This window comes from Consotaella aegiceratis (genome assembly GCF_036541425.1).
GTDB lineage: Bacteria > Pseudomonadota > Alphaproteobacteria > Rhizobiales > Rhizobiaceae > Consotaella > Consotaella aegiceratis.
Map to the genome: position 1 here is coordinate 1 of NZ_JAZHFT010000074.1, position 11,477 is coordinate 11,477.

At 61.5% G+C, this 11,477-nt stretch carries 10 protein-coding genes and 4 pseudogenes; 4 read left to right on the forward strand and 10 right to left on the reverse strand.

All coding sequences use genetic code 11. The annotated features are described in order from the left end of the window. Nucleotides 1-121 (forward strand): annotated as a pseudogene (locus SMD10_RS24005) (ISAs1 family transposase); the annotation flags it as partial. 5 nt (nucleotides 122-126) lie between these two features. Then, nucleotides 127-627, forward strand: a pseudogene (locus SMD10_RS24010) (IS5 family transposase); the annotation flags it as partial. 254 nt (nucleotides 628-881) lie between these two features. Here the strand turns inward: SMD10_RS24010 and SMD10_RS24015 are convergent. Next, nucleotides 882-1,677 (reverse strand): annotated as a pseudogene (locus SMD10_RS24015) (IS110 family RNA-guided transposase); the annotation flags it as partial. Nucleotides 1,678-1,682: 5 nt separating this feature from the next. Here SMD10_RS24015 and SMD10_RS24020 point away from each other — a divergent pair. Beyond that, a pseudogene (locus tag SMD10_RS24020) lies at nucleotides 1,683-1,763 on the forward strand (IS5-like element ISNeu3 family transposase); the annotation flags it as partial. Nucleotides 1,764-1,891: 128 nt separating this feature from the next. Here the strand turns inward: SMD10_RS24020 and SMD10_RS24025 are convergent. The 9 genes from SMD10_RS24025 to SMD10_RS24065 form a co-directional block, all read right to left on the reverse strand. Continuing rightward, nucleotides 1,892-2,236 (reverse strand): RidA family protein, encoded by a 345-nt coding sequence (locus tag SMD10_RS24025; protein ID WP_331688269.1) that lies wholly within the window; start codon nucleotides 2,234-2,236, stop codon nucleotides 1,892-1,894. 11 nt (nucleotides 2,237-2,247) lie between these two features. Further along, complete coding sequence (locus SMD10_RS24030; protein WP_331688270.1) at nucleotides 2,248-3,375, reverse strand: NAD(P)/FAD-dependent oxidoreductase; 1,128 nt, start codon at nucleotides 3,373-3,375, stop codon at nucleotides 2,248-2,250. Between the two features lie 11 nt (nucleotides 3,376-3,386). Then, nucleotides 3,387-4,781: an FAD/NAD(P)-dependent oxidoreductase gene (locus SMD10_RS24035; RefSeq protein WP_331688271.1), complete on the reverse strand. Its 1,395-nt coding sequence runs from the start codon at nucleotides 4,779-4,781 to the stop codon at nucleotides 3,387-3,389. Beyond that, complete coding sequence (locus tag SMD10_RS24040) at nucleotides 4,778-5,071, reverse strand: (2Fe-2S)-binding protein (RefSeq protein WP_331688272.1); 294 nt, start codon at nucleotides 5,069-5,071, stop codon at nucleotides 4,778-4,780. Before SMD10_RS24040 ends, SMD10_RS24035 begins: the two co-directional genes overlap by 4 nt. Continuing rightward, nucleotides 5,055-6,167 (reverse strand): NAD(P)/FAD-dependent oxidoreductase, encoded by a 1,113-nt coding sequence (locus SMD10_RS24045; RefSeq protein ID WP_331688273.1) that lies wholly within the window; start codon nucleotides 6,165-6,167, stop codon nucleotides 5,055-5,057. Before SMD10_RS24045 ends, SMD10_RS24040 begins: the two co-directional genes overlap by 17 nt. Next, complete coding sequence (locus SMD10_RS24050) at nucleotides 6,164-6,964, reverse strand: ABC transporter permease (protein WP_331688274.1); 801 nt, start codon at nucleotides 6,962-6,964, stop codon at nucleotides 6,164-6,166. Before SMD10_RS24050 ends, SMD10_RS24045 begins: the two co-directional genes overlap by 4 nt. Beyond that, complete coding sequence (locus tag SMD10_RS24055; RefSeq protein WP_331688275.1) at nucleotides 6,961-7,821, reverse strand: ABC transporter permease; 861 nt, start codon at nucleotides 7,819-7,821, stop codon at nucleotides 6,961-6,963. Before SMD10_RS24055 ends, SMD10_RS24050 begins: the two co-directional genes overlap by 4 nt. Then, nucleotides 7,818-8,879 (reverse strand): ABC transporter ATP-binding protein, encoded by a 1,062-nt coding sequence (locus SMD10_RS24060; protein WP_331688276.1) that lies wholly within the window; start codon nucleotides 8,877-8,879, stop codon nucleotides 7,818-7,820. Before SMD10_RS24060 ends, SMD10_RS24055 begins: the two co-directional genes overlap by 4 nt. A gap of 218 nt (nucleotides 8,880-9,097) precedes the next feature. Beyond that, nucleotides 9,098-10,132 carry an ABC transporter substrate-binding protein gene (locus SMD10_RS24065; protein WP_331688277.1) on the reverse strand — a complete coding sequence of 345 codons (1,035 nt, stop codon included), beginning with the start codon at nucleotides 10,130-10,132 and terminating at the stop codon, nucleotides 9,098-9,100. A gap of 111 nt (nucleotides 10,133-10,243) precedes the next feature. On the opposite strand from SMD10_RS24065, the gene SMD10_RS24070 reads away from it, so the two are divergent. After that, a complete protein-coding gene (locus tag SMD10_RS24070) occupies nucleotides 10,244-11,158 on the forward strand; it encodes a LysR substrate-binding domain-containing protein (RefSeq protein WP_331688278.1) in 915 nt (304 codons plus the stop codon). Nucleotides 11,159-11,477 lie beyond the last annotated feature (319 nt).

Here is an 11,477-nt window from a genome sequence, read left to right on the forward strand (position 1 = left end):
GCGAAAGCTCGCCCTCAACATGCTCAAGCGCGCCAGGCCTTCAATCTCCATCCGTCGCAAGCGAAAGCGATCCGGATGGTCCAACGACTTCGCTCGTTCCATCCTCGGCCAAATGCGATAGCCCTGGGCTGGCGGATGCTGCCGAAGGACTTTCCACCGTGGCAGACCGTCTACTGGTGGTTTCGCCGCTTCGTGCGGCTGATGCTGTTCAAGACGATCCACAATGTCGCGCTGATGCTGGACCGCGAGCGGGCCGGTCGCGAGGCGAGCCCGACGGCGGGCGTCGTCGACAGTCAGAGCGTCAAAGCCTCGGCTGCCGGAGCCACGCGCGGCTTTGACGGTGGCAAGAAGATCTCCGGACGCAAGCGCCACATCGCGGTCGATACGGGCGGACGTCTCCTGATGATGAACCTGACGCCCGCCGACGTATCCGACAGCGCCGGGGCGCAGCACATTCTGGACGCCATCCGAAAACGCTGGCCGTGGCTGAAGCACCTCTTCGCCGGCGGCGCCTATGAGCGCACCAAGCTGATGGACAAGGCTGCCCTTCTCGACTTTGTCGTCGAGATCGTGCGCCGGATCGACAAGGAAGAGGGCTTCAAGGTCGTGCCGCGCCGCTGGGTCGTTGTTTGATCGCGTTGCTCCTGTCAAGACGGATAGGAAGTGTCACCGCCGGATCGTGGTTGTTTCCGCGGTCGGCTCGCTTGGCCGCCGCACTATGCGTCTCGAAGCGGGGTTCGCCATGTCGAACGCGCGGTCCGGCGGATTGCCAGCCGCAAGACCCACCCGGGATGACCCTGCTCGCGTCCCGGCGGGGACGCCTGTTTCCGCCTTTGGCGGATCTCGTCAGCCGCTTGTTTCTTTCCTTCTCGTTGGATCCGTCATACTGCGTTTGGCCAGGGTCGGAAGGGGGTTCCGCCCCGCCACATCGCGTGCAGCACGACCGCCAGCTTTCGGGCGACCGCCACGGCAGCATGCTTGAACCCCATGCGTTTGGCGAGCGCCCGTCCCCACGTCTTCAGGGCCGAGTTCTGGCTGACCCGCACCAGAAGGCTCGCTGCCGCTTCGAACAGGTAAGTTCGCATCAGCCGGTCGCCGCGGCGCGAGATGCCAGCACTTCTATCGATCTCCCCCGATTGGTATCGCACCGGCGTCAATCCGAGATAGGCGCCCACTGAACGCGAGTGGCGGAAGTACTCCGGCGCCTCGATGGCGGCAACGAAGCTCGTGGCGACAATGACGCCAACCCCGGGGCACGTCATCAAGAGGCGGCACGTCGCGTCGCCTTTGGCCAGGCCGATAAGGCGCCGGTCCAAGACGCCGATCTGTTCGCGTGCGGCACGCCATGCCGTCAGCAGCGGATCAACAACCGCGGCAACACTTGGACGCCCTTCTATGAGCCCGCGCGCGCATCTCGAAGCTGCGGCCCGCTCCCTTGCCGGCCATCAGGCCGAAGGTTTTGAGGGTGCTGCGGATCTGATTGGAAAGATCGATCGAGATGCCCATGAGTTGCGCGCGGGCGCCAACAAGGTGACGAATGGCGTGGGCGGCGTAGCTTTTGACGCGTGCCTCTCTGTACCAGCCCATGCGCACGAGTTGAGCCAGGGTCTCGGCATCGCGTGCGTCGGTCTTGTTGCGCTGAAGAGCGGTCGCCGCCTGTGCGTGTCGGGCGTCGAGCCAAAGACCAGGCGCTGGGGCGTTCCCGAGGCGGATTGACCACCAAGAACCACATGCTCGCCGACGCGCTGGGCCGCCCCTTGCGCTGCTGACGTTTCGTGCCACGACATTGTGGATGATCGGAGTCGCGGCCGTTTTCCGACGACAAGGTCCAGGCGCACGGACAGGCTATTCCATGCGCCTGCTTGAACGACTTTTCAGTGAAGCCCAAAAGCTATTTGGCGGCTGAAACGACGATCTCAACCAAAGTGTCGGTCCCGAGATCGGCCACGCCGATCGTGGCGCGGGTGGGCAGAATCTCGCCCGGCAGCCACTCCAGCCAAGCCTCGTTCATCCCGTCCTTCTGCGAGAAGTCCGAAATATAGATCATGGCCGTCAGAAGATTGTCCTTAGAGGAGCCGACCTTCGCCAGAAGGTCGTCGATCTTTGCGCAGATCTGTGCTGTCTGGCCCTTCATGTCCTGGCTTTTGTCGCCGGCAACCAGACCGCCGAAATAAAGAACGCCGTTATGCTCTACGACGCGGTGATTGATCTTGGTCTGAAAGTGCCGCTTGATCACGAATATCTCCTTCAGTGAGCGGAATGAGCGGGCAAAAACCGCGCGATCGAGAAAGGCGCGATGGGCGCGTTTGTCTCGCCGCGCGCGATCAGTTCGGCCATAATGGCGCCGACGCCCGGCCCCATCTGAAAGCCGTGGGCCGAAAAGCCGAAGGCATGAAACGCGTCTTCGTGCCGCGATGAGCGCCCGATGATCGGGATGTCGTCCGGCATTCGGCCCTCGATCCCGGACCATGAGCGCACGATGGTGGCCCCGGCCATGATGGGGAAAATGGCAATTGCCGTTTCCGCTGTCAGTCGCAGCTGCGAGAAGCGCATTTCCGAGCGGTTGCGGGCCGGATCGGCGCGACCGCGCCGCCCCCCGCCGATGACCACCGTACCGTTGGGCATCTGCTTGAAGGACAGCGGCCGGCCGGCACTGCCGACGACCGCCTCGCAAAAACGTGGCATTCGGCTGGTGACGATCATCATCGGCGCGATCGCCTCGATAGGCACGGGCTCGCCAAGCTGGCGCGCGATCTCTCCACCCCAGGCGCCTGCGCAGTTGAGAAGCGTCTCGCCGAGATAGTCACCGTTGTGCGTCGTCACGCGCCAAGCGCCGCCCTGGCGCGAAACATTTTGAACCGGCGTGTTCTCGACAAAAACGACACCCAGCTCGCGCGCCTTGCGCTGAAAGGCGAACGTCGTCTGATAGGGCTGTGCGAAGCCATCATCGAGAACGGCAAGGGCACCTGCGCAATGAGGTGAGAGAGCTGGCAGATGACGCCGCATCTCGGATTGCTCCAGGATCACCTCATGGCGAAAACCCATGGCCTGAAGCTGGGTCACTCGCTGGCGCAAACCGTCCAGTTGCTCTTGGGTTTCAGCCACCTTGATCTGCGGCGTCTTTTGAAATCCGCAATCGTCGTCGACGAGATCCGAGATGTGATGCCAAATCTCCATGGATCTTTGCGAAAGGGGCACTTCGGCAAAATGTCGACCCAGTCGGCGCACGCCACCGGCATTAACGCCGGAAGCATGGCGCCCGGCGGTATCCTTTTCGATGACGATCACCGACAGCCCGCGCTTGGCGGCATGAAGCGCCGCCGAGCAGCCGTGCAGACCCGCGCCGATGACGATGAGATCGGCTGTCTTGTTCATGATGCCCGTTCCTACTCGGCCGCCTCGACGGCGTGCTCTTCCTCAGGCTCCAGCGCGGCGAGTTCGGCCAATGCCAAAGGCTTCAGCGGCGGGCGAATACGATAGTAGTCGATGACGGAGGGCGGCTCGCCCCGCCTTTCAGCCAGGATTTCGGTGACGGCTAGACCGCACATCCGCCCCTGACACGGCCCCATTCCCGAACGCAGATAAGATTTCACCTGGTTGGGTCCCGGTGCGCCCAGGTCGGCGGCTTTGCGAATCTGGCCGGCGGTGATCTCTTCGCAGCGGCAGACCAGCGTGTCATCGGCCGGATTGAGGATCTCAGGCGACGGCGCATAGAGCGTTTCCAGCAGCGGACGTGCCGCCGCCTCGCGCTTAAGCTCTGTTTTCAATCGATCGCGCACGGCGTCCTCGCCCCACCCCGCGCGCTCGGCAAGACGTTGTGCGGCAAGTCTTCCACGCAAATCCGCGGCCACCGCCCCCCCAATGCCGGCACCATCTCCGACAACGAAGACGTTGCCGACGCTGGTTTCGAAGAATTCGTCGACCTGCGGTACGAAGCAGCGCTGCGACTCGCTCCAGAGATGGTCACAGCCGAGCAGTCGTGTGATCTGCTGGTTGGGAACGACGCCCTGATGGAGCGCAACGGTCGTCGTCTCCAAGCGGTGGTCCTTCCCGCCGCTCGTAAAGGCCACGGACTCGGCGCTGCCCGCGCCTTCGATCCTGATCTTCGTCGCGTCCTTGAAGATCGGTATTCCGGCCTTCTTGACATTCCGCATCATCGCTTGGCCCTTGGCCAAGGTGCGCCAAGCGCCGAGTGCAGCCGGCAGATGCCGTGCCGCTTCGAGATAGCGGCTGCGCGGTACGGTCTCGACAATGGCGCGCGGCTTAACGCCCGCCGCGACCATCTGGTTGGCGATGAGCCAGACCAGCGGACCACACCCCACGAACACCACGTCGTCGGCGACAACGCCGGAGGTTTTCAAAAGCGTTTGCAGCGCGCCGGCGGTGACGACGCCTGGCAAAGTCCAGCCTGGCATCGGTGTCGGCCGCTCGATGGCACCCGTCGCTACGACGAGTGCGCCGGCCTTGACCTGAGACGACCCACCGTTCCTGGAAAAATCCACCGCCAGGGTGCTGTCGATGTTCCAGACAGTTGAACCCGGAAGATAGGTTGCGCCCGACGCCCGAAAGGCATCGGCCAGCGCCCTGCCCTTTTCATAATCCGGGCCAAGGATGGCACTACGGCGCTTGTCGGCGTTCTCGATCGACCGGTAGATTTGACCGCCTGGGCTTGGCTGTTCGTCGAAAACGACGACCGAGAGTCCGGCCTTGGTGGCCTCGACGGCGGCCCCCATGCCAGCAGGACCGGCGCCGACGACGGCGATATCGAACGTGTCCCTCACAGTTCCACCTCCGACGCGCCGCGCTGCCGACGTACCTTCATTCCTGGCTCGACTAGGGTCATGCAGGCCTGACGATTGGGAACGCCATCGATCTCCACCAAGCAATCGAAGCACACACCCATCATGCAGAAGGGGCCGCGCTCGCTGTCCGAAACCGGGGTTGTGCGGAAAATTCGCTCGTCGGCGGCCAAAAGCGCCGCGGCAACGCTGTCGCCTTCGGCGGCGTCGATCGTCTGCCCCTCGAAGCTAAACGACAGACGCGCCGTCTCCTGATCAATGCGTTTGAGCATCGAATCTCCTTGCGGAAAAAACGGAAAGGTCCGGATCGATGGCGCCGCTCGCGATCATCGGCGCCAGAGCCAGGGCATGAGCCCCCGCCAACGTCACGCCAGAATGGCAGTTGACCGCAAAGGCGCCGGGATGGACCTCCGATTGTTGATAGATGGGAAAGCCATCCGCCGTCATGGGACGCAGCGCGCCCCATGCGCGCACGACGCGCAGTTTTGCCAGGTGCGGAAAGGCGCGAATGGCGCGGCGAGCGATCTCTGAAAGGACCGGTACGCCTGAACTGATATCGAAGCCGGAATCCTCATGGCTGTCGCCCATGAGGACCGAGCCTTCTTCGGTCTGGCGGACCACGTGCGTCGGCATGGACAGGAACGGCTTGGTCCGCTCCGTCACGAGAATCTGGCCCTTGAGCGGCTTGATCGGCAGATCGAGCCCCACCATCGGGCCGAGCTTGGCATTGCCCAACCCGGCGGCGAGAACGACGCTGCCGGCTGAGACCGTTCCGCCTTGGGTCTCGACGGAAAATCCTGCCGCGTCGGGTGTGATCTTCAGCGTCTTGGCGTTCGCCTGATAGCGGCCGCCATGGGAAAGCAGGCCACGATGCAAAGCTTGGAGAAGATAGAGCGGGCTGGCATGCCCGTCGTGCGGAGAATAGGTCCCGCCCACGACATCCGGTCCCAGGCCGGGCAACATCTCGTCGAGGTCCGACCGTCTCAGGATGGTCGCGCCATAGTGGGCCGCGCCATGCACATTGTGCATGCGGCGGATCAAAGCGGATTGCTTGTCGAACTCCGCTTCAGAAAGACAAAGGTGAACGCCGCCAGCCTTGTGATAATGCACGGCGACGCCCGTCTCCTGCATCAAAAGCTCTGAAAAGTCTGGCCAAAGATCAGCCGAATGGCGGGTCCAACGGGCGTATTCGGGACGACCGTCCCCTTTGGACTGGACCCAAACCAGGCCGAAATTGCCGCGCGAAGCGCGAAAGGCGACATCGCCTTCATCGAGCAGGAAAACACTGTGTCCTTGCCGTGCAAGGCCATAGCTGACGGCGGCGCCGACAAGCCCTCCGCCGACGACGATGAAATCGGACGAGCTCATCGTGTGCCCTCCCCAATGAGAAGGCGATCAAGTCCATAGAGACGGTCGACAATGACCATCAGCCCGATGGTGAAGAGAATGGCGACAGCGGATACGGATGCCACGAGCGGGTCCGTGGTTTGAGTGATGTGGGAAAAGAGACGGACCGGCAGTGTCGTAGTGGTCGGATTGACGACGAAGACGGTAACCGTGAGCTCGTCGAACGAGGTGATGAAAGCCAGCACCCAGCCCCCGATCACGCCGGGCATGATGGCGCGCAGCGTGATGCGGTAAAACACCGTCCAGTCGGAAGCCCCAAGCGAGATGGCGGCTTTTTCGATGGATCGGTCGAGGCCGATCACCGAGGCGAGAACCAGTCGCAACACGAACGGCATGATGATGATGGCGTGGCAGAGCACCAGCCCGAAGAAGGTCCCGTTCATGCCCACGAGGCTGAGAAAACGCAGGAAGGCGATGCCCAGAACGACGGTCGGCACTGTCAGTGGCGAGAGGAACAGGGCTTGCAGCGCCTCCCGACCGGGAAATGCGCCTCGACCGATAGCGAGCGCCGCCGGCACGGCCAGAATGCTGGCGAGGGTCGCCGAGGCAACGCCCAGCTGAACGCTCACCCACGCTGCGGTGATAAAATCGGGATTGTCCAGGATAGCTCTGAACCAGCGCAAAGAGATGCCGCTCGGGGGAAATTCCAAAAATCCTTCCGGCGTGAAGGCAACGCCCACCACAACCACTAGGGGCGCGAGCATGAAGACGGCGAAAAGGATGCTGAAGATGATGGCGAAGGGGCCATTGCGTCTCATTCGAAGACCCCCGAATAGCGCCGCTCGACGAGACGATTCCAGGCGACCATGACAACAAGAACGGAGACCAGCAGCAGCATGGCGATCGCCGCTCCCAGAGGCCAATTCAGCGTGTTGAGGAACTCGTCATAAACAGTGGTGGAGATGACCTTGACTCGCCGCCCGCCGAGGATCGCGGGCGTGGCGAAGGCGCTGGCCGAAAGCGAGAAGACGATGAGCGAGCCGGAGAGAACGCCTGGCATCGCCTGCGGCAAAACAATCCTGCGAAAGACCGTCCAGGGGCTGGCACCGAGCGATTCCGCAGCGGCTTCCGTTGCTGGGTCCTGGCGCTGAAGCGCTGCCCACACGGCAAGGATCATGAACGGAACCATCACATGGACGAGCGCCAGGACGATGCCGCCGGAGGTGTACATCATGCGGATGGGCCTTTCGATCAAGCCAAGCGCTTTCAACGCGTCGTTGATGACACCGCGATTGCCCAGCAGAATGGCCCAGCCAAGAGTGCGCACGACCACTGAAATCAGCAGCGGACCGAGCACGACCAACACCATTACGGAGCGAAAGAGAGGACGCATCCGCGTTAGAAAATAGGCCTGCGGCACACCGATCACGGCGGAAATAGCGGTGGTGACGAGTGCGATGAGGAATGTCCGGCCAAAGATCTCGTAATAGTAGGAATCGGTGAGGATGGCGGCGTAGTTGTGCAGATCGAAGGTCTGCTCGATGCCGCCATAAAACGAAAAGCTGTTGAAGCTGAGCGCAAAGGTCATCGCCAAAGGCGCCAGCAGAAACGGCAGGAACAATGCCAGCGCGGGACCGCTCAACAGCCAGGATTTGAGGCCCGTCGCGCCGCTCATCGCGCGTCGCTCCGCGGCAGAAGGCGCATGTGCTCCGCCAGCCAATGAAGGTGCACCGTTTCTCCCACATCGGCTTCACGCTGGCCGCGATTGCGCCGCACCACGAGCAGAGGACCGATCGGCGTTTCCACCCGAAAAAGCCACTGATCGCCGAGAAAAATGCGCTCGATCACCAAACCCGAGAGAACGCCCTGCCCTTGCTCCACGATGTCGATCTTCTCAGGCCGCAACGAGATCGTTGCGGGGCCGGCGACCAGATGGGCGGGCGGCCCTTGCAGCCGATAGCCATCGACCACCAGTGTCGTGCCTTCCGGCGAGGTTGCCTCAAGGGTCGCGGGAATGGCGTTGGTTTTGCCTAGAAATGTCGAGATGAAAGTTGAGCGAGGATGTTCGTAAACATCGAATGGGGTCGCCACCTGGACCAATTGTCCTTGCTCCATGACGGCGACCCGGTCACTCAGCGCCATAGCCTCGTTCTGGTCGTGGGTGACGAGAAGCGTCGTAACGCCTGCTTCGCGTTGAATGCGGCGAAGCTCCAGCTGCATCTCTTCGCGCAGCTTGGCATCCAAATTGGACAGCGGTTCGTCGAGAAGCAGAAGCTCCGGCTTGATCACCAGAGCACGCGCCAGAGCCACACGCTGACGCTGGCCGCCCGACATGGCGCGCGGATAGCGTTCGCCGAGATGGGAAAGATGGACCAAGTCGAGGGCTTCGGCCACACGGCGCTTTCGCTCGTCCCCGCAGACGCCGCGCATTTCCAGCCCGAAACTGACGTTCTCCTCCACCGTCATGTGGGGAAAGAGAGCATAGGTCTGAAAGACGATGCCGAGGCCGCGTTGACGTGCAGGCACTAATGAAAGATCGCGCTCGGCAAGCCGGATCGTGCCCGCCGTTGGCTTCTCGAACCCCGCGATCATCTGCAGCGTCGTGGTCTTACCGCAGCCCGACGGTCCCAGAAGAGAAACGAACTCGCCTTTCTCGACGCTGAGATTGAAACGTTCGACGGCCGCGGTCTCTCCGTAGAATTTGGTTAGATCGCGCAACTCAAGAAGCGGCATGGGAAGTCTCTGGTTGGATCGCGCCGGAATGATGGAGGCGGGAGACTAGAGCGGAATACGATTATCGGGATCGCAGGCTCGCTCTAGTCCATTGTTTCAGCATGGTGTTTCCTCCGAAAAGTCATGCAACCCTTCGGCATCATGCTCGATGCTCTCCCGCCTGATGTGGCGACGTGCGGTTCAGGAACCACACTTCGACTTTCATCTTGTGGCGAAGTTTAACGCTCGACCTCGCGCGCCCATCGTGCTGTCCACTCTTCGCGTTTAGCGTTGATCGTGTCCCAGTCCACTGCGATGAGTTTGGCGATCTGCTCGGGGCCGTAGGGCAGCACCGCAGCCAAGTCATCCGGCAGCTTGGCCTTTTGGTTGACCGGGCCGGAGCCCATGGCATCGGCCAGTTCCACCTGCGTCTCGGGGTCGAGCAGATAGTCGACGAAAGCTTGCGCTTCGTCCGGCAGGTTGCTGTCGACCACGGGACAAGCCGCCAGCATCAAAGCCACGGCGCCTTCCTTGGGATAGGCGAATTTCGCGGGGAAGCCGGTGTCCGCCAGCGATTTGGTGCGCCCCGAACCCCAGATCGAAAGAGCGATTTCCTGCGACTGGAAAAGTTCCGACATCTTGCCCGACGACGGCTCGAACACCAGGACGTTGGGCGCCACTTCGTCGGCCATGGCCTTGAAGCCGGGATCGATATCCTTCTCGCCGCCACCGGCCAGCCGCGCCATCATCACCAGCGTGTGCAGCCCATAGGTGTTGGAGATGGGTGGGACCGACAGGATGTCGGCATATTTCTCATCCTTCAAATCTTCCCAGCTCGACGGCGGATCCCAACCCTCTTTTTCGAACCATTCGGTATTGTAGGCAAATCCCGTGGCAACAAAGCCAATCCCCACCGAATTGGGGCCAAGCTTGGCGATGTCATAGACATCGTCCATGATCGGCGATGCCTTCATGGGAGCGCAGAAGCCCAAGGCGTCGGCCTGATACATCGGGCCATCGTCCAAGATGACGACATCGAGTTCCTGATTGCCCTTCTGTGCCTGAAGCCGTGCGAGGTTCTCGGTCGAGTTCCCAGGAACGAACTGAATGGTCACACTATGCGCCTTCTCAAAGGCGGGCATAATGCGCTCCTTCATCAATGTTTCGAATGATCCGCCGTAGCCGCCCACCACGAGCGTCCTGTCTTGTGCGCTGGCCGCGACGACGGCGAAGAAGGACGCGGAGACCACAAGGGTCGTCAGAATGCTCTTCATGCGATGGCCCTTTTGCCTGTTTTTTCAACACGACCATTGAATGGGCATTCTCGAACGCTTGCAAATGAGTTTATATCAGGCTGATATTCCTTAAGGTTATACATTCGCGCAATGGCCAAACCAAACGTTCGGCAGATCGAAGCATTCAACGCCGTCATGAAGAGCGGGTCGGTGACGAAGGCGGCGGAGTCGCTTTTCGTCAGCCAGCCGGCGGTGAGCAAGCTCGTCCATGCCTTCGAACTGTCGTGCGGATTTCCACTGTTCAGTCGGGCCACCGGACGACTGGTTCCGACGCCCGAAGCACGGCTGCTATTCGTCGAGACCGAGCGCTTGGAAACAGGCGTGGTGCGCGTTCAGAAGGCGGCCGAGACTATCCGCGATCTGGAGCGCGGCGAGGTTTCGGTGGTTGCCTTTCCCGGCATATCGATGCATCTGGTTCCCCGCGCAGCCGCGCGGTTTTTGCAAGATCGATCGGAAGTCCGGCTGTCGCTTCTCACTCGGACATCGCGCAGCATCGAGGATGCCATCCTTTCGCGCTCGGCCGATTTCGGTATCTCGCTGATCCCGACGGATCATCCCGCTTTGCGTTGCGAGCGCTTTCACGACGTCTCGATGATTTGCGCCCTGCCGGCCGGCCATCCGCTGGCGCAGCAAAAGCGAATATCCTTTTCCGCCCTTTCTAAAGAACGGCTCGTCGCCCTGGGGCGAGACGATCTCTCCTATCAGTTGATCGCCAGCGCGTTCGAAAAAGCAGGTGTCGAATTCAAGGCGACGACGGAGGTCCAGATGGCGGATGCCGCTTGTGCCATGGTCTCTGCGGGCTATGGCATTGCGGTCATTACGTCATTGATGGCAGTGCGAGCACCGGACCCGGCGATCGTCTTCCGCCCGCTGGAGTCACCCGTCATCAAACCCATGTGGCTCATTACATCCAGTTTCGGCGAAATCTCGCAATTGGCCAAATCGTTGGCCGAAATCATTCGCCAAAGCGTGGCTGCACTCGAAGATGATCTAGCGAGGGCCTAGCGCAAGTCGCATCTGGCGCGATTTTGCGGATGGCGCCCGTCTTCATCGTCAGCACTCCCTTCGTCGGCTGACGCAATGGAAAAGGCTCTCATCCTATGGAGCTCGTCGTTCAGACTCTTCCCTCCTTTCACCCTGCCTTATTACAGTCGCATGTTGCTCAGTGCTTCCCATATGCCGCAGATACCTGAGCCTAGATGCCGTAATGGGCCGGCGCCTCACGATTAGCCAGTTTGGTGGCTGTCCCTCAGAATGATGATGTTTGGAAACGAGGTCCGATCGATCGGCCTCAAGCATCATGAGAGGAACAGCCATGGAATAT